This is a genomic window from Methylobacterium sp. CM6241 (genome assembly GCF_054817845.1).
The window spans coordinates 2,561,673-2,579,675 of the sequence record NZ_CM139246.1 but is presented as its reverse complement, the minus strand read 5'-3'; the positions used below and the strand labels follow the sequence as shown (position 1 = coordinate 2,579,675).

At 65.7% G+C, this 18,003-nt stretch carries 19 protein-coding genes and 1 tRNA gene; 11 read left to right on the top strand and 9 right to left on the bottom strand.

What is annotated here, in order from left to right; translation table 11 throughout:
* Positions 1-17: 17 nt before the first annotated feature.
* Together ACYQR9_RS11965 and ACYQR9_RS11960 are read left to right on the top strand one after the other, a co-directional pair.
* Complete coding sequence (locus ACYQR9_RS11965; protein ID WP_461229693.1) at positions 18-1,289, top strand: alpha/beta hydrolase fold domain-containing protein; 1,272 nt, start codon at positions 18-20, stop codon at positions 1,287-1,289.
* A 268-nt stretch (positions 1,290-1,557) separates the two neighbouring features.
* The gene (locus tag ACYQR9_RS11960) at positions 1,558-1,755 is read left to right on the top strand and encodes a hypothetical protein (RefSeq protein WP_056430554.1); all 198 of its coding nucleotides are present in this window, start codon (positions 1,558-1,560) and stop codon (positions 1,753-1,755) included.
* A 50-nt stretch (positions 1,756-1,805) separates the two neighbouring features.
* Here the strand turns inward: ACYQR9_RS11960 and ACYQR9_RS11955 are convergent, their stop codons facing one another.
* Entirely contained in the window at positions 1,806-2,600 is a 795-nt protein-coding gene (locus ACYQR9_RS11955) for a bestrophin-like domain (protein ID WP_461229692.1), read from the bottom strand.
* A gap of 332 nt (positions 2,601-2,932) precedes the next feature.
* Here ACYQR9_RS11955 and ACYQR9_RS11950 point away from each other — a divergent pair, with 332 nt between their 5' ends.
* Positions 2,933-3,352, top strand: coding sequence for a hypothetical protein (locus tag ACYQR9_RS11950; RefSeq protein WP_056430548.1), 420 nt, complete (start codon positions 2,933-2,935; stop codon positions 3,350-3,352).
* Between the two features lie 62 nt (positions 3,353-3,414).
* Positions 3,415-4,641, top strand: a complete 1,227-nt coding sequence (locus tag ACYQR9_RS11945) for an extracellular catalytic domain type 1 short-chain-length polyhydroxyalkanoate depolymerase (RefSeq protein WP_461229790.1) — start codon at positions 3,415-3,417, stop codon at positions 4,639-4,641.
* Positions 4,642-4,702: 61 nt separating this feature from the next.
* On the opposite strand, the gene ACYQR9_RS11940 is transcribed toward ACYQR9_RS11945, so the two are convergent.
* The 4 genes from ACYQR9_RS11940 to ACYQR9_RS11925 all read right to left on the bottom strand — a co-directional run bounded on the left by ACYQR9_RS11940 (position 4,703) and on the right by ACYQR9_RS11925 (position 7,773).
* Complete coding sequence (locus ACYQR9_RS11940; protein WP_461229691.1) at positions 4,703-4,840, bottom strand: DUF2474 domain-containing protein; 138 nt, start codon at positions 4,838-4,840, stop codon at positions 4,703-4,705.
* Positions 4,840-5,847 (bottom strand): cytochrome d ubiquinol oxidase subunit II, encoded by a 1,008-nt coding sequence (cydB, locus tag ACYQR9_RS11935; protein WP_461229690.1) that lies wholly within the window; start codon positions 5,845-5,847, stop codon positions 4,840-4,842. The genes ACYQR9_RS11940 and cydB overlap by 1 nt, the downstream gene beginning before the upstream one ends.
* A 10-nt stretch (positions 5,848-5,857) precedes the next feature.
* Positions 5,858-7,276: a cytochrome ubiquinol oxidase subunit I gene (locus tag ACYQR9_RS11930; protein WP_419951472.1), complete on the bottom strand. Its 1,419-nt coding sequence runs from the start codon at positions 7,274-7,276 to the stop codon at positions 5,858-5,860.
* 92 nt (positions 7,277-7,368) lie between these two features.
* Entirely contained in the window at positions 7,369-7,773 is a 405-nt protein-coding gene (locus ACYQR9_RS11925) for a DUF983 domain-containing protein (protein ID WP_056430199.1), read from the bottom strand.
* 186 nt (positions 7,774-7,959) lie between these two features.
* Between ACYQR9_RS11925 and ACYQR9_RS11920 the strand changes: the two genes are divergently transcribed.
* From ACYQR9_RS11920 to ACYQR9_RS11910, 3 genes are all read left to right on the top strand, one after another.
* Complete coding sequence (locus ACYQR9_RS11920; protein ID WP_461229689.1) at positions 7,960-9,351, top strand: aminotransferase-like domain-containing protein; 1,392 nt, start codon at positions 7,960-7,962, stop codon at positions 9,349-9,351.
* A gap of 257 nt (positions 9,352-9,608) precedes the next feature.
* Complete coding sequence (locus ACYQR9_RS11915; RefSeq protein ID WP_461229688.1) at positions 9,609-10,373, top strand: sigma-70 family RNA polymerase sigma factor; 765 nt, start codon at positions 9,609-9,611, stop codon at positions 10,371-10,373.
* A gap of 212 nt (positions 10,374-10,585) precedes the next feature.
* The gene (locus ACYQR9_RS11910) at positions 10,586-10,810 is read left to right on the top strand and encodes a hypothetical protein (RefSeq protein ID WP_056430194.1); all 225 of its coding nucleotides are present in this window, start codon (positions 10,586-10,588) and stop codon (positions 10,808-10,810) included.
* 148 nt (positions 10,811-10,958) lie between these two features.
* Here the strand turns inward: ACYQR9_RS11910 and ACYQR9_RS11905 are convergent.
* Positions 10,959-11,033: transfer RNA gene (locus ACYQR9_RS11905), tRNA-Glu, on the bottom strand.
* Positions 11,034-11,188: 155 nt separating this feature from the next.
* On the opposite strand from ACYQR9_RS11905, the gene rlmB reads away from it, so the two are divergent.
* The gene (gene rlmB, locus ACYQR9_RS11900) at positions 11,189-12,004 is read left to right on the top strand and encodes a 23S rRNA (guanosine(2251)-2'-O)-methyltransferase RlmB (protein ID WP_056430189.1); all 816 of its coding nucleotides are present in this window, start codon (positions 11,189-11,191) and stop codon (positions 12,002-12,004) included.
* Positions 12,005-12,014: 10 nt separating this feature from the next.
* Here the strand turns inward: rlmB and ACYQR9_RS11895 are convergent, their stop codons facing one another.
* Positions 12,015-13,562: a CYTH and CHAD domain-containing protein gene (locus ACYQR9_RS11895; RefSeq protein ID WP_461229687.1), complete on the bottom strand. Its 1,548-nt coding sequence runs from the start codon at positions 13,560-13,562 to the stop codon at positions 12,015-12,017.
* A gap of 209 nt (positions 13,563-13,771) precedes the next feature.
* Between ACYQR9_RS11895 and ACYQR9_RS11890 the strand changes: the two genes are divergently transcribed.
* The 3 genes from ACYQR9_RS11890 (at position 13,772) to ACYQR9_RS11880 (ending at position 16,124) form a co-directional block, all read left to right on the top strand.
* Entirely contained in the window at positions 13,772-14,518 is a 747-nt protein-coding gene (locus tag ACYQR9_RS11890; RefSeq protein ID WP_461229686.1) for a TlyA family RNA methyltransferase, read from the top strand.
* A gap of 11 nt (positions 14,519-14,529) precedes the next feature.
* Positions 14,530-15,795 (top strand): class I SAM-dependent RNA methyltransferase, encoded by a 1,266-nt coding sequence (locus ACYQR9_RS11885; RefSeq protein WP_461229685.1) that lies wholly within the window; start codon positions 14,530-14,532, stop codon positions 15,793-15,795.
* 173 nt (positions 15,796-15,968) lie between these two features.
* Positions 15,969-16,124, top strand: coding sequence for a hypothetical protein (locus ACYQR9_RS11880; RefSeq protein ID WP_419951478.1), 156 nt, complete (start codon positions 15,969-15,971; stop codon positions 16,122-16,124).
* 17 nt (positions 16,125-16,141) lie between these two features.
* On the opposite strand, the gene ACYQR9_RS11875 is transcribed toward ACYQR9_RS11880, so the two are convergent.
* Together ACYQR9_RS11875 and ACYQR9_RS11870 are read right to left on the bottom strand one after the other, a co-directional pair.
* Positions 16,142-16,903, bottom strand: coding sequence for an SOS response-associated peptidase (locus tag ACYQR9_RS11875; protein WP_461229684.1), 762 nt, complete (start codon positions 16,901-16,903; stop codon positions 16,142-16,144).
* A gap of 85 nt (positions 16,904-16,988) precedes the next feature.
* Positions 16,989-17,993: a magnesium transporter CorA family protein gene (locus tag ACYQR9_RS11870; protein WP_056430177.1), complete on the bottom strand. Its 1,005-nt coding sequence runs from the start codon at positions 17,991-17,993 to the stop codon at positions 16,989-16,991.
* Between the last annotated feature and the right edge of the window lie 10 nt (positions 17,994-18,003).

The window sequence follows — 18,003 nt, the reverse complement described above, 5'->3', positions numbered from 1 at the left end:
TCAGCTAAGCCGGCATCGTGACCGGCGTTGCCGGATCGAGCGTTCGGCCGCGAGCGAAGGCCGCATGGCGTGACCTCATTGCCTCGCTGGATCTCAGACATTTCGAACATGTCGGCGTGCTTCCTGAGCGACTTGCGACGGATGACGGCCTTCTATCGCTTCCGTTCGGCTGCACCGCTGAGGCTATGGCGCTGACACATGTCCTTGCCGGTTTGTGGTGTAGAAGGATGGCACCGCAACCGACAAAGGCGCATCACATGAGAATGATCCAGGCCCTTAGTTTGGGAGGCGTCATCGCTGCGAGTGTTCTTACCCAGCAGGCCTCGGCAGGCGACGCGCAGCTGCCAGGTTATTCCGAGGGGGCTCAGGTCGTTCGGGTGGAAGGAAACCGGAGCCAGGTCGATCAGATCAGTGGTGTGATCTATTCCCAGATCCGTTCGATGCGTGCGATCCGGCAATTGCGCATGTCGCTGCTCGTGCCGCGCACCAAAGACAAGAAGCCTGCGATCGTGTATTTCCCGGGCGGTGGTTTCACCTCGGCTGACCATGAGAAATACTTCGAGCTGCGCTCGGCTCTGGCCGCGGCCGGCTTCGTCGTTGCCGCCGCCGAATATCGTGTCGTCCCCGACAGGTTCCCGGCGCTGGTGGAGGACGGCAAGGCCGCCGTACGCTACCTACGGGCTCACGCGGCCGAGTATGGCATAGACCCGGCCCGGATCGGCGTCCTCGGTGATTCCGCTGGCGGCTATCTCTCCCAGATGGTCGGCGTCACCGGTGGAGAGAAAGCCTTCGACAAGGGCGATCATCTCGATCAGCCCTCTGATGTGCAGGCGGCCGTCACACTCTACGGGATTTCGAACCTCCTCAATATCGGTGAGGGATTTTCGCCGGCGGTCCAACTCATGCACCAATCGCCTGCTGTGACGGAGGCGCTTCTCGTCAACGGGCCGGCTTTTCGTGACTTTCCCGGTGCTTCGATTTCAGCCGATCCCGACAAGGCGCTGGCCGCAAGTCCCATGGGCCATCTCGGCGGCGACGAACCGCCCTTCCTCATCATGCACGGAACCGCCGACAGGCTCGTCTCACCGGTGCAGAGCAAGCAATTGTTCGAAGGCCTGCGGGCAAAGGGCGGCAAGGCGGACTATGTGCTGGTCGAAGGAGCGGGCCATGGCGACCTCACTTGGTTTCAGCAGCCGGTGATCGATCGGGTCGTCGCATGGTTCAAGGCGACGCTCGGGGGACCCATCCCCGGAGGCGGTGGCAAAGCCGACCCGAAGTCTGACCTCTGACCGCCTTCCTGTCCTCGGACTATGGTTTTTTGCGGAGGCGGTCTCCGTCGATGGACGCCTCGCCCTCCCCCGTCGTGGGGGGCGAGGCCTGCGCGGTCTTTTGACCGCACGATCCATCTTGGATGGGTCTGCGCAAACCGACCATCATCGGTGACAATCCGACGGACGAGTTCACGGCCTCGCCGGCAGCACCGCCCGCATGGGAACCCGACGCCGACCCCGTGCTTGCCCCTTCGAGCCGGCATTCCGCCCGGCCTCGGAGATGGCGATGTCGAGCGACACCGAGAAACACAAGGCTCTCCTGGCCGCGCTCAAAGCCGCCCAGGGCAAGGGCGACGGTTCCTTCGAGCAGGCTGTGACGCAAGCCTTCGAGCACGTTTTCGAGCATCTCGAGCGCCTCAACGCCGTCAGCGACGCGGATGAGCAGCGCGCTCTTCAGCCCGGGGAGTCTCCCACCCTGCGGTAGCCCGACGGCAGACCGGCTGGGATCCGCGCATATGGCGCGAAGCGTCGCTCTCAGCCGGCGGCTACGACGAGCGTGCGGACTTGATTCAACAAGCTCGGGCCGAGGGCGAGCGGGCCATCGAACGGACGTTCGTGCATGGCGATCACCCCCAGGGTGATCACCAGCGCGGAGCCGAAGATGCACAGGGAAGCGGCCTGAGACGACGGACGCTCCACATGAATGGCGGCGATGACCAGAAGGGCGAGAGCCGAGAGAGCGAATAGGGTCACCCATTTGCTGTCGTCGCCCTCCATCTCGCTCAGGGCGAGCCTTTCGCTGCGCGCGGTCTGCAGGTTGAGCACCGCCGCGAGGAGGGCCGAATGGTTGGCTTTCCCAACGACCACGTCGAAATTCGGCGCAACCACCGCCTGAAGCAGTTTGCCGAAGGCATGGTCGGCCCGTGACGACGCCTTTCCGCCTTTCGCCATGGCGGGCCATTCCTCGTCGACGATCGACTCGATGTAATCCGCGAGCAGAATGCGGAACTCCGGCAGGTCCTTGGATACGAATCGGCTCAGATTGTAGACGGCCCGCGCCTGGGCGCTCTCCGTCTGTACCACGCGGGACGCCTGGCGCTGACGCTCCCAGGCATCGTTGGCGACAAAGCCAATCAGGAGCGAGAGCAGGACCGAGACCACGCCGACGAAGGCGGGAGCGATGCCGGTCGAAACACCGACGATGAAGGGACGCGTCCGCTTGGTGTTCGTCAGGGTGATCAGCATCAGGCACCAGGCCAGGACGAGACAGGCGAGACTTCCGAAAATCAACCAGATCGGCTGATCGAGCCAGAACGTGAGCATCTGCATGGGTCCGGGTCGGTTGGCGCGGCCTTCGATAAAGCAGCCGCCGGCGAAGCGATATGCGGCGTTCGCGCCTGTCCGTGATGGGCTCTGGCACGACCGGCTCGGATGGCGCGGGGCCATCCTTCATCCGCCGGATTTCGGAACATCAGCCTGACAGGACGCTCACGTTCTCATCGTGGCAGTGGCCATAAGACGAGGCGGCATCGTTGCGTCAGCCTGTCGACACACCGTCGATGCGAAAGCCGGACGACAGGAGACGAAGCCAAGGGCCTTGCACCGATCTCATCGATAACCATCTGTAGACCATCCAATGGGATGGTTCTGGGATGGTCGGTATGGTGGATCGAGTTCGTGAGGTGCGCCCGAAAGTGCCGGACAGCGAGAAGCTGACCCTCAATCTCGGCTTCGTCGATCTTGGGCAGATCGACCTACTGGTTCGGGATGGATTCTATGCCAACCGTGCCGATTTCATCCGGACGGCGGTGCGCAATCAGCTCGATCGTCAGGGCGATGCGGTGAAGCAATCGGTCGCCCGTAAGCAGCTCAGCCTCGGCCTGTCGCACTATACCGCCCGCGACCTCGAAGCCGCGCGGGATGCGGGCGCGCCGTTGCATATTCAGGTGCTCGGCCTCGCGAGCATCGCGTTCGATGTGACTCCCGAACTGGCCCGACAGGCCATCGCCTCCGTGCAGGTTCTAGGCGCCTTCCAGGCCAGTCCCGACGTCAAGGCGGCCTTGGCCGACCGTATCGCCTGACCCCTCGCAGAGACCCGCGTGGATCGTCGTTCCACAGCCCCAGCGCCGCCAGGATCATAATGATGAAAGCTTTTCCCAAGATCGACATGGCCAAGGTGACACGTCTCACCCGTGCCGGACAACTGAGCGAGGCGATGGCCCTGCTGCAGGGACAATCCGTACCGCCGGCGAGCGACGAGGTGGCGGGCGAGACCATCGACATGGTGGCGCCCGCTTTCAACGGCGGCGCCTGGACGGCCCCCGCCGCCGGCCCAACCGCCACCGACCATGCGGCGCACTCGGCGGGCCAAGCCTCTGCACGCCCCGGCCTCGCCGAGACGATCCGAGCCCTGCGCGAGCGCTTTCCGAAGATGGGCGATATGCCCGATTTCGGGAAAGGCATGCCCGATATTGGAGGTGGAACGAGGTCCTCCCGCGGGGCGACGGTCGAGGTTCCGGCGGGAGCGCGGTTCGAGGAGCGGAGTTTCGCCAACGCGGCGGGCAGTCGGACCTACAAGGTCTATGTCCCGAGCGGCTACGAGGGCCAAGCGCTTCCGGTCGTGATCATGCTGCACGGATGCACCCAGAACCCGGATGATTTCGCCCTGGGAACCGGCATGAACGCTTTGGCCGAGGAGCAGACCTTCATCGTGGCGTATCCCGGCCAGCCGCAATCGGCCAACATGCAGAAGTGCTGGAACTGGTTCAATGCCAGCGACCAGCAGCGCGGAAGCGGCGAACCGTCCCTGATCTCGGGGATCGCACTGGAGGTGGTGAGGGAGTTCTCGGCCGATCCGAACCGGGTCTATGCGGCTGGCCTGTCGGCCGGCGGGGCGGCGGCCGCGATCATGGCCGCGACCTATCCGGATGTGTTTGCAGCCGTCGGCGTCCATTCCGGGTTGCCGTGCGGAGCAGCCACCGACATGCCCGGCGCATTCGCGGCCATGAATGGCGGCGGCACCGTCAAGGCGCGGAAGGACGGCCCGGGCATACCCACCATCGTCTTCCACGGGGATGCGGACAAGACGGTGAAGCCGATCAACGGCGAGCAGGTCTTTGCTCTCGCCATGCCAAACGCGGCGCTCTCCCAAACCGTGAACCAGGGTGAATCCGCGGGGGGGATGGCCTTCACCCGTACCGTCCGGGCGGATGATGCCGGACGGCCCATGCTCGAGCATTGGGCGCTGCATGGTGCCGGCCATGCCTGGTCGGGTGGAAGCAGGGACGGAAGCTACACCGATCCACGCGGGCCCGATGCCAGCCGGGAGATGGTGCGGTTCTTCATGACGCACACCAAGAGCCCGGCATGATCCGCCCCCCGTCTCACGTCATCGACCGTCAGGCGGAGTACTGAGGGCCGGGTTTCCCGCCCTAGCCCGCCTTCAGCCAGGTGCGCAGGCCGAATGCGACGATGCCGAGGGCGACGATGCTCGCCGCCCAGATCGCCGCGAACCAGAGGAGCCGACGCCACAGCGGGGGCGGACCTCCGGGAGCCGAGCCATCGGGCATCAATGGTACCCCGATGCGTCGACCTTCCCTCGAAAGACCCAGTACGAGTAGGCCGTATAGGCCAGGATGATGGGGATCAGTATCGACGCGCCGGCGAGGAGGAATACCTGACTGGCATGCGGGGATGCCGCCTCCCAGATCGTGATGCGCCCCGGCACGATGTCCGGGAAGATGCTGATCCCGAGACCGGCGAAAGACAGCAGGAACAGGCCGAGGGACAGGAGGAACGGTGCCGTCTCGGCACCTTTTCTGAGGAGATGGAAGAACAGGAACGAGGCCAGGACCACGAGGATCGGCACCTGCGCCGTGAGCAGGACGTTCGGCATCGAGAACCAGCGCTCCCAATACTGGCCTTTCAGGAACGGCGTGGCGGCGCTCACAGCCGCGACGGAGGCGATGGTCGCCGCGCCGAGCCAGAGCGAGAGCGTGCGGGAGCGTTCCTGCAGCGACCCTTCCGTGCGCATGACGAGCCATGTCGCCCCCAGGAGCGCATAGCCGCAGACGAGACCGAGGCCGACGAGGATGCTGAAGGGCGACAGCCAATCCCACCATCCGCCGGCATAGGCCCGGCCCTCGACCTTGATACCCTGTAACAGAGCCCCGAGCGCGATACCCTGGGCGAAGGTCGCCACCACCGATCCTCCGGTGAAGGCCACGTCCCACAGGGCCCGATGCCGGGGGTCGCGCCACCGGAACTCGAAGGCGACGCCGCGAAAGATCAGACCGAGCAGCATGGCGATGATCGGCGCATAGAGGGCCGGCATGATGACCGCGTAGGCCAGCGGAAAGGCAGCGAACAGGCCTCCCCCGCCGAGGACCAGCCAGGTCTCGTTGCCGTCCCAGACCGGGGCGACGGAGTTCATGGCGGTGTCGCGCTCCTGCCCCGGCTTGAAGGCCGGGAACAGGATGCCGAGACCCAGGTCGAACCCGTCCATGACGATGTACGCGAAGACCGCGAAGGCGATGATGAAGGCCCAGACGACGGTCAGGTCGATACTCGCGAGCATGGTGATGTCCTCACTCGGCCGGCTGGAGGGAGCGGTCGGGATTGACCGAAGTCGCTGGGGTGATGCCGGCGGTGCGGATCGGTGTTCCGGGCTCGATCCCGTGCTCGCCAAGATGCGGGGATTTCGCCATCAGGTGCAGGATGTAGAGAATTCCCATCCCGAAGACCGCGAAATAGATCAGTACGAACGCGACAAGCGAGGAGCCGACCGCCGGCGCCGACAGGGGCGAGGCGGATTCGGCCGTTCGAAGCAGGCCGTAGACCGTGAAGGGCTGCCGCCCCACCTCGGTGGTGATCCAACCGGCCAAGACGGCGACGAAACCTGCCGGACCCATGGCGACGGCGAAGCGGTGCAGAGGCTTCCAATCGTAGAGGGCCTTCCTGTACCGCGCGAACAGGCTGCAGACGCCGAGAAGCAGCATCAGCATCCCGAGGCCGATCATGACACGGAAGGACCAGAACACCACCGGAACCGGCGGCCAGTTCTTGCGGTCCACGGTGTCGAGGCCCTTCAACGGCTCGTTCAATCCGTGTTTCAGGATCAGCGAGGACAGTTTGGGGATCGAGACCTCGTAGTCGACCCGGCCCGCTTCCTGGTTCGGCAGGCCGAACAGGATGAGGGGAGCGCCGTCCGGATGGCTCTCGAAATGCCCTTCCATCGCCATGACCTTGGCGGGCTGATGCTCCAGGGTGTTCAGCCCATGAGCGTCGCCCGCCAGGATCTGGAGCGGCGCGACGATGGCGGCCATCCACATCGCCATCGAGAACATCGTGCGCGCGCCGAGATTGTATCGGTCGCGCAACAGGTGCCAGGCTCCCACCGCGCCGACGACGAGGGACGTCGTCAGGTAGGCGGCCAGCACCATGTGCACGAGGCGGTACGGGAAGGAGGGGTTGAAGACGATCGCCCACCAATCCTCCGGCACGAACTGCCCGGCGGCGTTGATGCCGTAGCCTTGCGGCGTGTGCATCCAAGAATTCACCGACAGGATCCAGAAGGCCGAGAAGAAGGTCCCGATCGCCACCATGAGGGTCGCGAAGAAATGCAGCTTCGGCCCGACCTTGGACATGCCGAACAGCATCACGCCGAGGAACCCGGCTTCGAGGAAGAAAGCGGAGAGCACCTCATAGGCCATCAGCGGCCCGAGCACCGGTCCCGTCTTGTCCGAAAAGACCGACCAGTTCGTGCCGAACTGATAGGACATGACCAGACCGGACACGACGCCCATGGCGAAGGCGATGGCGAAAATCTTGATCCAGTACTTGAACAGATCGAGGAAGACCTGCCGCCCGGTCGCCAGCCAGAGCCCCTCCAGAACCGCGAGGTAACTCGCGAGTCCGATGGAGAAGGCGGGGAACACGATGTGGAACGCCACCGTGAAGCCGAATTGGATCCTCGCCAGGAGGAGAGCGTCAAAGTCCGACAGCATGTCGATCAACCTGAATGGTTGCTGGGAACGGGCAGGAAACGACTCGGCAGCTCAGTCTGCGGGACCAACCCTGCCCCATTGCGTCATCACGCTCAACGGCCGGTACCCGGCTCCGCCTTTGGCGCGACCCGGACGGCGAAGCGTCCTTCCTCGGCTTTGTTGATGTATTGGCTCGCGATGAAGAGACCCTTGAGAGGGCGGATGATCGGAACGCAGGCCAGGAGAAGCAGCGGCAGCGTGACCACCGCATGGATCCAGAGCGGGGGATCGTAGGAGAGTTCCAGCCAGATGCCGAAAGCCGTGACGGGGAATGCCATCGACATCATGATGAAGAAGGCCGGCCCGTCCGCCGGGTCGGCAAAACCGTAATCGAGTCCGCAGGCTTCGCAGTTCGGCTTCAGGGTGATGAAGCCATCGAAGAGCCGTCCCTCGCCGCAACGGGGGCAACGGCAGCGAAGGCCCACGGAGAGGAGCGATTGATCTGTCGTCCTGTGCATTCTCGATGTCCTTGTTTCGCGGTGCCATCCTGACGAGCGGCGGAGATGCGGATCAGCGAAACCGATTGTATGGTCTAGATATCCATACAAACATCCTATAAACCGGACATATCGTCACGGAAGTCGTATGAGTCGCCTAACTATGTATGCTGCATGTATGCATACAAAACTGTGTCGCGAGAGGCAATGATGGAGTCGTGGAATCCAACGATCCGGGACGAGGAGGGGCCGAAATATTTGGCCATCGTCAGAATCCTGGCAGAGGATATCCGCTCGGGACGGCTTCCTCCGGGGACGCGGTTGCCGCCTCAGCGCAGCTTGGCCAAGCATCTCAACGTCGATCTCACCACTGTCACGCGGGCCTTCAACGAAGCGCGGCGGACGGGTCTGATCGATGCGTCCGCCGGGCGGGGAAGCTTCATTCGCGCCGCCTCGCCATCGCTGGCGAAGGTCGCGACCGCCGACCCGTCCGGCAGCGTCGATTTCAGCATGAACATGCCGCCCCAGCCGGCGGCGGCCCGGCTCGCGGAGCGTATGGAGAGCGGTCTGTCGCGGCTTTCCGCGTCGGCGGGGTTCCTCGACCGGATGCAGTACCAGGACAGCGCCGGAAACCTCGCGGATCGCGCCGCCGGGGCGGATTGGCTCGGTCGCCGTCTGGGGCCGGTGCCGGTCCAGCGTGTCATCGTCGCCGGCGGGGCGCAGGCGTCGCTCGCCGCGATCCTCACCGTGGTGCTGAAACCCGGCGATGCCCTCTGCGTCCCGATCCTGACCTATCCGGGGCTCCGCATGGCGGCCGAGCGGCGTGGGGCTCGCTTGCTCCCTGTGTCAGCCGATCGCGAGGGTATCCTCCCGGACGCGTTCCTCGAATGCTGTCGTCTCCACCGTCCGCGCGCCCTCTATCTGGTGCCGACCCTCGACAACCCGACCACCGCAACGATCCCGACGCACCGACGCCAAAGGATCGCCGAGATCGCCCGAACCCACGATGTCGCGATCATCGAGGATGACGCCTATGGCGCCCTGCCACCCGATGCCCCGGCTCCCTTCGCGTCATTCGCGGGGGACATCACCTGGCATATCGCGACCCTGTCCAAATGCGTCAGCCCGGGGCTGCGCATCGCTTATGTCGCCGTACCCGGCACGAACGAAGCGGTCCGCCTCGCCGCCGAGCTACGCGCCATCAGCATGATGGCCTCGCCGCTCGCCGCTGCCCTCGCTTCCCATTGGATCGCCAATGGGGAACTCGATTCCATCGTCACTGCCATCCGGCACGAGAATGGGCATCGTCAGGCCGTGGCGCGGGAGGCCCTGCGGGGCCTCGTTGTCCATGCCCATCCCTGCGGGCATCACCTCTGGCTGCCATTGCCGCCACCCTGGCAACGCGGAGAATTCGGCGCTCATGCGCGCCAGAGCGGGTTGTCCGTGATTCTGAGTGATGCCTTCGCGGTCGGCCCGGCACCCGATGCGATCCGCGTTTCCCTCGGGGCCGCCCCCGATGGCGAGGCTTTGCGCTACGGTCTCAGCCTTCTGGCGAACCTGTTGGCGCATCCGCCCGGTGCCATCACGAGCATTGTCTGAGACGAGTGAAGCCAGCATCGGTCGGGGCGTTCGGGCGTTCCCGCCCGCGCTACTCCTTGATGCCCAGGGCCGAGAACGGGCATATCACCGATCGCCGATCCGGTGAGACAGCGTGGTTTTGTCGCTCAGTTTAGAACTCCTTTAGCCAACGTTCAGCTTTCCTTTGCCAAAACATCCCGCAGGCATTGCCAAATGCGCCCGGCGCATGGGGCATAGCATGGGCAAAGGGGGAATGGATGGGCGCTCGCGATCTGGGAATGACGGCTTCGAGGCCAGCGCACGGTTCTGAGGCTCAGCCCTCGGAGCGTCCTGCCGGGGCAAAGATACCGGACGCGGCGCGGGTTCATATCGGTGCCGAACTGAGGGCGTTCTACGCCTGCATTCTCGCCGAGGAGCAGCCGCCGGCCCTGTTGGATCTGGTTGCGCGCCTCACCCAGGCTTCTACGGGGCGTGACGCCGCGGCTTACGCTGCCTTCAGCGCCGATCTACTCACCGCGCTGCCGGGTCTGAGGGCCTTCGCCCTGTCGCTGGCCATCAACGCGGCGACGGCGGACGACCTCGTGCAGGAGACGCTCCTGAGAGCATGGCAGAACCGGCACCGGTTCGAGCCCGGCAGCAACCTCATGGCCTGGCTCTGCACCATCCTGCGCAATCATTTCTATACGGAGTGCCGCAAGCGGAAGCGGGAGGTCGAAGACGCGGATGGGGTCATGGCCGCACAGGTCGCCGCGCCGGCAGCCCAGGAGGCGAGCAGCGACCTCAAGCGGGTCTGGCAGCATCTCGGCAAATTGCCGCCGTCGCAGCGGGAGGCCCTGATCCTCGTCGCGGCCCAGGGCATGACATACGAGGCCGCCGCTGAGCTCATCGGCTGTCAGGTCGGTACCATGAAGAGCCGGGTGAGCCGCGCACGGTCGTCACTGGTTGGATCTCTGGGAATGGACGTGCACCCGAAGACGCCCATGGGCCAGATCGCCAGCGACAGTCTCGAACCCGCGGCGGTACAGATCGGTCTCGGCGCCTGAATGCAGCGGGACGGGATGCGTAGTTAACCGCGACCGGTCTGAGGACCGGTTGTGGGACAGAGCCGCGCACGAGAGGTAGGTTGTCTTGACGGCAGAGCTGACATCAACAGCGACTGACCTCGAACATCGTTGCCGAGAGTGACGGATACTTTCTGGCGGGATCGACGTTCCGTTCCATTCGCCGTTTCACGATAACGGTCGAAGGATAGCCAATGACAACAGCACCGTATCGCGTCGATATCTTCGCACCCGATGGACGCCGCAGCCTCGTCGCGTTCACGGAGCGGGAGGTCGCCCTGAAGGCCGAGTCCCTGCTCGCCTTCTACAAGGGGAACGTGCTCAGCGTCGGCTTCACCGTGACCTGCCACGATCCAGAAGCCGCGCGCCGGATCGCCTTTTACCTCACCGATGTCTCACGCGAGCTCGAACTGATCTGAGACTGGCGATCCTGTTCGGCCAACTCTCGCGGCCATCAGGATATGCATCGGGACGGGGTTTTGCCGACGTCCGGACTCTGCATGAATGTGGAAGCCAGAAAGCTGTCGCGCCAACAAGTCAACGACATGGCTGAGCATCTCGATGTGTTGGCGCGCCCTGCGGGAATCGAACCCGCCTTTTCAGCGTGAAAGGCTGACGTCCTAACCGATAGACGAAGGGCGCTTGCTCGAGAGCGAGGGTTCTATAGGCGGCTTCCCCCGGCAGGGCAACCGGTGTTTCGCGGTGTTTCACGCTTGACGAACGGCATGGCGGTCGCTTTGTCGCTTCTCAGCACCCGCGCGGCGTCTCTGTCGTGCCTTCAGGCAGTGGATAACACCATGAATACGCGACGCGACGGGCCGGGCGGGCCCCGCACCAGCCGGCCGGGCGGCCAGCGCGACCGGTTTCGACATGGGCCGCCCTCTTCCGGGCCCCGCGGTGTCAGCGGCGATCACGTCGTGCTCTATGGATGGCACCCGGTGTCGCAGGCGTTGGCGAATGAGGGCCGTGGCCTGCATCGGCTTCTCGCCACCGAGAACGCCTTGGCGCGCCTGACCGAGGAGCTGGGTCAGCTCAGGATCGACGCCGAACTCGTGCGCCCCAACGCCATCAACGCCTTGCTCGGGCCCGATGCCGTGCATCAGGGCCTCTATCTGGAAGCCGATCCCCTCCCCGGCCCGGATCTCGACGACCTGCCGGACGATGCGCTGCTGTTGGCACTCGACCAGATCACCGACCCGCATAATGTCGGCGCCATCGTCCGCACCGCCGCCGCCTTCGGCGTCGCGGGCATCATCACCACGGCGCGGCACTCGCCCACCGCCACGGGTGTGCTGGCGAAATCCGCCTCGGGCGGGCTCGAACACGTGCCGCTCGTGATCGTACGCAACCTGTCGGATGCGCTCATCGATCTCGGCAAGCGCGGCTTCACCCGCATCGGTCTCGATTCGGAGGGAGAGGCCACCCTCGATTCCGTAGGGCCGAAGCGGCCGGCGGTGATCGTGCTCGGAGCCGAGGGCAAGGGCCTGCGCCAGCGCACGCGGGACAATTGCGACGTCCTGGCCCGCATTCCGTTCAGCGGCGAAATTCGCAGCATCAACGTCTCGAACGCCGCCGCGATCACGCTCTATGCCTTGAGCGTTCGCGGCGGCTGACGCGTCGGTCTCAGCGCCAGAACGGCTTCACATCGAGAAGCGCCTCATGCGCCTTCTCCGCCGCCTTGAGCAGTTGGCCCGTGCGGGCCTCTCCGTCGGCGGCGGTGAGACCGGCGGCGAACAGCGCCCGCCCGTCGACGCCGGACGTCTCACCGTTGCCGGTATCGGCCAGGCTCGCCAGTACGGAGTGTGCGGTGGCGAGGTCGTTCAGCGCGCCGAGGTGATCCTGCAGGTCCGAGAGGGCCGCGACGAAGGCCTTGTGACGCTTCTGCGCTGACTTCTCCGCGTAGAGCGAGGCGAAGAACTCGGCACCGTAGCGCAGCTTCTTGGCTTCGATGCGGACCTCGTGGCGGGCTTCCGCATCGATGCGATGGAGATGCCGGCCGCGTTTGCGGATACGCCGGCGGGCCTTGTCGAGCGTCGCTTCGGCATGGTCGCGGGCCGAGACCGGCTCCCGCTTCCCGTCGCCCCGCCACGGCCCGGTTTCGATCCAGGCGGAGAGGTCGAGAATCAAGCTGCGCCAGGCTTGCGATTCGAGGATCGCGAACACGGTCCCGTAGGCGCGGTCGCGTTCGGCTTCGAGACGGATTCGCAGATCGTCGAGCCCCGCTTCGTCCGGCCTGCGGGTCATCTCGTCGGCCAGGGTCTCGCTGAGGAAGACGTCGAGGTTGCGGGCATGCCCGAACGGCTCGGTGACGCGCTTGATCTCCTGGCGCAGATGGGTCGCGGCGGGATCGCTCGCGAGGATCGGCTTGAACAGGGTGAAGGCCGAGCGAAGGCGCCGCAGGGCGACGCGGATCTGATGCAGACCCTCCGGGTCGCGTGTCTTGAGGAAGACATCCTCGTTGAGCCGCAGATGGGTGAGGCAGGCGATGGCGATGGCACGGAACGCCTCCGCCGCCGACCCGTCCGGGCTCAGCTTGACCGATCCGGCCTTGCTCGGCCGGCGCAACGTGCCGCTGAGGATCCTGAAACCACGCTCGCTCTTCGACAGGACGCCGAGGCGCAGCGGCACCGTCTCTGCAAGGGTTTGGGCGAGGGAGAACAGGTCGGCCGGATCGCCCTCGATCAGTTCGAGTTCGAGCTCCCAGATGGGAGCGTCCCCGTCCGGCGTCTCGACCCTGCCTTGGTCGAGGGTCGCCGAGATGCGCGAGGTTCCATGGGCCACGGCGCGGGTGCTGCGCTCGATCACGGTGGTGACGACGGCATTGAGGTCGGGCGCGGACGCGCTGCCGAGCACGTCCGGGACTGGTGTATCGTCGATGAGCGACAGGTCCGGGGTCGGGCCGTCCACGGCCCATTCCCATTCCGACCGGTCGAACAGGCCGGCCGCCGACGAGGCGGCCTTCACCGTCTGGACATGGCGCTCCCCGTGCCGGCGCACCCGCAGGGTTATTCCCTGGCGGTGGAGCGCCCGCTCGGCCGTGTCGTAATAGGTGGCGGAGAGGAATTCCGGGTCGGTCGGCCCCTCGACGGCGAGGAGCGGGTGGCGCGCCAGTTCCAACAGTTCGGCGGCGCCGCAATCCAACTTCAGCTCGATTTCCCTCGGGGTAACCATCGGTCGTCCTGTTCTCTGGTCCGGTGTGACGAGTGCCAACGCCCGAGGACCGGTTGTGGATCATCCCCGTGCTTCCCGGGCCGCGCAAGCGCGCTATGCCGCTGCCGGATGGACAAACGTGAGAAATCCCGTAGCTGAGGCGGGATGGCCCGATGAATCGGGCTTCGGTCCGGCGCGCAGGATCATAGGCACGGGATCGTAAGGGTTCGATGACGGTAGACCGGGTAAGGGCCGATCGGCTCCTGGTCGAGAATGGCCATTTCGAGAGTCGGGCAAAGGCCCAGGCGGCAATTGAGGCGGGTCTCGTCACCGCAGACGACCGTCCCGTCACCCGTGCCTCGGACAGGATCGACCGGCGGGCGCGTATCGTGGCGAGCGCTCCCCATCCCTTCGTCTCGCGCGGCGGGCTGAAGCTGCAGGCTGCGCTGGACGCGTTCGGGTTCGATCCGGCTAGCCTTATCTGTCTCGATGTCGGTGCTTCCACGGGAGGCTTCACCGATGCGCTGCTGAGGGCGGGCGCTCGGCATGTCTATGCGGTCGATGTCGGCCGGGATCAGCTCCACGCCTCTCTCCGCGGCGATCCGCGCGTGACCAGTCTCGAGGGCCAGGACGTGCGCGGTCTCGATGCGATGACGATTCCGCTTGCGCCGTCCCTCGTGGCGATCGATGTGAGCTTCATCGCCCTTCGCCTTGTCCTGCCCGCAATCGTGCCGCTCATGGCACCGGGCGCGGCATTGGCCGCCTTGATCAAACCTCAATTCGAGGCGGGGCGCGACCGGGTCGGGCGCGGCGGCATCGTGCGCGACGAGGCCGTCCACCAGGCGGTCTGCGAGGAGGTGACGAACCTCGTCGCCGATCTCGGCCTGTCGGTCCTCGGCCTCATCCCCTCCCCCGTCGCCGGTGGCGACGGCAATCGCGAGTTCCTCATCGGGGCACGCTCTCAGGTGCGCCCATGACGGATAGGACCATGACCGGACAATCGAACCTTTCCACCCTCGAGATCGCGCGTCTCGGACAACGCGGGGATGGCATGGCGACGGATGGCACCATCGTGCCCTATGCCTTGCCCGGCGAGCGCGTCTCGGTTCGCCGCGATGGGGCGCGGGTTTCCCTCGTGGCGGTCGAGACCCCCTCCCCGGACCGGATCGACCCGTTCTGCGGCTATTTCGGAACCTGCGGCGGTTGCGCGGTCCAGCATCTGGCGCCCGAGCCCTACGCCGCCTGGAAGCGGGGCAACCTCGCGCAGGGCCTGGCTCAGGCCGGGATCGAGGTTCCGTGCGAGCCGACCCACGACGCGCATGGATCGGGCCGCCGCCGGCTCACCCTCCATGTGCGCGAGATCGACGGCAAGGGCGTCGCCGGGTTGATGGAGGCGCGCAGCCACGCCCTCGTGGCGATCGATCATTGCCCGATCACGGTCGAGCAGCTGCACCGTGCGCCGGCCGTCGCGCGGGCACTGAGTGCTCCCCTCGGTCATGGGCGCAAACCCCTCGACGTCGCCTTCACGGCCACCGAAGCCGGCCTCGATGTCGACCTGCGCGGACATGGCCCAGTGAGCGAAGGCCTGCGCGCCACGCTGGTGCGGCTGGCGGGCGAACTCGACCTCGCGCGCCTGTCCCTTCACGGCGATATCGTGGTGGAGCGTCGCGCGCCCGCGATCACCACCAGCGCGGCCCGCCTCGTGCCTCCGCCGGGAGGCTTCCTGCAGGCGACGGAGGCCGGCGAGGCCATGCTCGCCGAACTCGTGGTCGCGGCCCTGGACAAGCGCGTGAAGCGCGTCGTCGACCTGTTCGCCGGGGCCGGCCCGTTCACTCTCGCCATGGCCCGTACACGGGATGTCCATGCTGTAGAGGGTGAGGCCGCGGCGATCGCCAGCCTCGACCGGGCGTTTCGGTCGACACCCGGTCTGCGCCGGATCACGAGCGAAACGCGCGACCTTTTCCGCCGGCCGCTTCTCCCTATCGAACTCGAAACCTACGACGCCGTGGTGTTCGATCCGCCGCGCGCCGGCGCGCAGGTCCAGGCCAAACGCATCGCGGAGGCGAAAATCCCCCTGGTCATCGGGGTCGCGTGCGACATCGGCTCGTTTGCGCGCGACGCCGCGACCCTGATCGAGGGGGGCTATCGACTCGAACGGGTCGTTCCTGTCGACCAGTTCAAATACTCGAGCCATCTCGAAATGGTGGGCGTGTTCCGGAAGGATGTCGCCAAGCGCAGGCCCTCACTGAGGTAAGAACCGGTCACCGATGGGCGGTCGGCCACCTCGATCCCAGGGCGCAGTGCGCTGCGGCACATGGCAGGGGGCCGTGAGGTCATGGCAGCCTCGCTCAGAATCCCATGGTCGGCGGGGGCTCTCATCGCCACGTTAGCGGGAGCCAAACCTCACCCCATTCAGGATTCTTCGTCGTGGACGTCTTCACCGCAAAGATGCTGGTTTCCGCAGCCCTCGTCACGGCTATTGCCGGTTTCTCCCTCCTGACCGCTGGTTGGGCCCTGCTCGATGTCTATAGCGACTACCGCAATGGTGCCGAAGAGCGCGCCTCTTCCGCTCACCGGAACTGAGCATTCTCGGGTCCCGATCAGAACAGGGTTCCTTGAGCATCTTCATCGCTGGATCGCGGGCGGTCTTTCGGTGGAATGTTCGCGATCGGGGCCGGTCCGGCACGACCGACCGGGACGGCGAGGTCCGCGCCCTCATTGCGGGCGTCATTGACCCGCGCACTGACCGGATCGAGGGTTAGCCACTCGTCGGGGCATGGCCGACACAGCGCGGCCGCCTCTTCCGGTCCTGTGCCGAGATGGTCGAGCCAGGGCGCGATGGCATCGGGCGACAAGATGGCGGGCATACGGTCATGGACCGCCGCCATTGTGCCGTTGGCGCCCGTGGTGACGATGGCGGCGGTGTCGATCTCGGACCCGTCGGCACCGAGCCAGTTCTCCCACACGCCCGCGAAAGCCATCGGCGCCCCGTCCGCCCGACGGATCATGTAGGGCGTCCGCGTCATGGTCTTGCCGGTTCCCTCCCGGCGCCATTCGTAGAATCCATCGGAGAGGAAGACGCAGCGGCGGTGGCGGATAGCCCCGCGGAACGTCGCCTTCTCCAGCACCGTCTCGACGCGCGCGTTGATGATGAGCGGAAAGCCCTTCGGGTCTTTCAGCCAGCCCGGCAGGAAGCCCCAGCGTACAAGCCGGAAGTGCCGTTCGCCGCGTTCCGCCAGCACGATCGGCACCGGCTGTGTCGGCGCCACGTTGTAGCGCGGCGGGAAGTTCGGCTGCTCGGCATAGCCGTAGAACGCCCGGAAGACATTCGGATCCTGTTGGATGAGGAAGCGGCCGCACATGTGCTTACCTTCGCCAGCCGTCCAGTGCAGGACGAGCCCGATGAGCGGTGCCGACGCTCCAGGGACGCATGAGATCCATCCTGCCCTACAGCCACTTCTTCCAGCGGAAGAACACATACGGCAGCACGGCAGCAACCACCATCATCACCACGGCCATGGGATAGCCGAAGTTCCAGTCGAGCTCCGGCATCGCCTTGAAGTTCATGCCGTAGATCGAGGCGATCAGCGTCGGCGGCATGAACACCACCGCCATCACCGAAAACAGCTTGATGATGTTGTTCTGCTCGAGATTGACGAGGCCCAGCGTCGCGTCCAGCAGGAACTGGATTTTGGACGAGAGGAAGGTCGCGTGCTCCTCCAGCGACTGCAGATCGCGCAGGGTCGAGCGGACGTCTTCGCGCAACTCGCGCGGCGCCTTGGTGGTGCGGTAGGTCGCCGAAAGCGACAGCAGAATGCGCTCCATGGAGACCAGGCTCTCGCGCTGCTTCGAGATCAGGTCTCCCAGGCGCCCGAGTGCCCGGAGCGTGTCCTGCAGGGCGGTGTTGCGGGCCGATGGGTCCTCTTTCTCCTCGAAGATCTTGCCCGAGAGCCGGTCGATCCGCTCGCCCTGGAGCTGAAGCACGTCCGCTGCTCGGTCGATCACGGTCTCGATCAGCCCGGCGAGGATCGTCTCGCCCGACGGAGCGGCGGAGGGCCCGTTGCCGGTCGAGCGGCCGGCCCGCTGGGTGTACATGCGGAAAGCTTGCGGCTCCTCGTAGCGCACCGTGACGAGGCGGTTGCCGCGCAGGATGAAGGTGATGCCGGCGAGCCCCGGTTCGTCCGCGTCGCTGACCTTGCTCAGCACGCGCCCCGTCATGTAGCGCGCCCCGTCCTCCACATAGAGGAGTTCGGAGGGCTCGATGTCCTTCATCTCCTCGCGGGTCGGCACCGAGATGCCCATGAAGGCCTCGACCTTGAGGTCTTCCTCCCGCGTCGGGCGGATCATGTCGAGCCAGACGGTCTCGTCGGGAATGGGATCCTGCAGTTCGAGGGGACGGCGATCGAGCAGGATGTGCCCGGGGCCGGCGATCGGCTGATGGATGAAAATCACGCGTTACGTC

What these genes read in the sequence shown, in the direction of transcription:
- ACYQR9_RS11960 (WP_056430554.1), top strand. Translation starts at nt 1,558, where the DNA reads ATGTCGAGCGACACCGAGAAACACAAGGCTCTCCTGGCCGCGCTCAAA.
- ACYQR9_RS11955 (WP_461229692.1), bottom strand. Translation starts at nt 2,600, where the DNA reads ATGCAGATGCTCACGTTCTGGCTCGATCAGCCGATCTGGTTGATTTTC.
- ACYQR9_RS11950 (WP_056430548.1), top strand. Translation starts at nt 2,933, where the DNA reads ATGGTGGATCGAGTTCGTGAGGTGCGCCCGAAAGTGCCGGACAGCGAG.
- ACYQR9_RS11945 (WP_461229790.1), top strand. Translation starts at nt 3,415, where the DNA reads ATGAAAGCTTTTCCCAAGATCGACATGGCCAAGGTGACACGTCTCACC.
- ACYQR9_RS11940 (WP_461229691.1), bottom strand. Translation starts at nt 4,840, where the DNA reads ATGCCCGATGGCTCGGCTCCCGGAGGTCCGCCCCCGCTGTGGCGTCGG.
- cydB (WP_461229690.1), bottom strand. Translation starts at nt 5,847, where the DNA reads ATGCTCGCGAGTATCGACCTGACCGTCGTCTGGGCCTTCATCATCGCC.
- ACYQR9_RS11930 (WP_419951472.1), bottom strand. Translation starts at nt 7,276, where the DNA reads ATGCTGTCGGACTTTGACGCTCTCCTCCTGGCGAGGATCCAATTCGGC.
- ACYQR9_RS11925 (WP_056430199.1), bottom strand. Translation starts at nt 7,773, where the DNA reads ATGCACAGGACGACAGATCAATCGCTCCTCTCCGTGGGCCTTCGCTGC.
- ACYQR9_RS11920 (WP_461229689.1), top strand. Translation starts at nt 7,960, where the DNA reads ATGATGGAGTCGTGGAATCCAACGATCCGGGACGAGGAGGGGCCGAAA.
- ACYQR9_RS11915 (WP_461229688.1), top strand. Translation starts at nt 9,609, where the DNA reads ATGACGGCTTCGAGGCCAGCGCACGGTTCTGAGGCTCAGCCCTCGGAG.
- ACYQR9_RS11910 (WP_056430194.1), top strand. Translation starts at nt 10,586, where the DNA reads ATGACAACAGCACCGTATCGCGTCGATATCTTCGCACCCGATGGACGC.
- rlmB (WP_056430189.1), top strand. Translation starts at nt 11,189, where the DNA reads ATGAATACGCGACGCGACGGGCCGGGCGGGCCCCGCACCAGCCGGCCG.
- ACYQR9_RS11895 (WP_461229687.1), bottom strand. Translation starts at nt 13,562, where the DNA reads ATGGTTACCCCGAGGGAAATCGAGCTGAAGTTGGATTGCGGCGCCGCC.
- ACYQR9_RS11890 (WP_461229686.1), top strand. Translation starts at nt 13,772, where the DNA reads ATGACGGTAGACCGGGTAAGGGCCGATCGGCTCCTGGTCGAGAATGGC.
- ACYQR9_RS11885 (WP_461229685.1), top strand. Translation starts at nt 14,530, where the DNA reads ATGACCGGACAATCGAACCTTTCCACCCTCGAGATCGCGCGTCTCGGA.
- ACYQR9_RS11875 (WP_461229684.1), bottom strand. Translation starts at nt 16,903, where the DNA reads ATGTGCGGCCGCTTCCTCATCCAACAGGATCCGAATGTCTTCCGGGCG.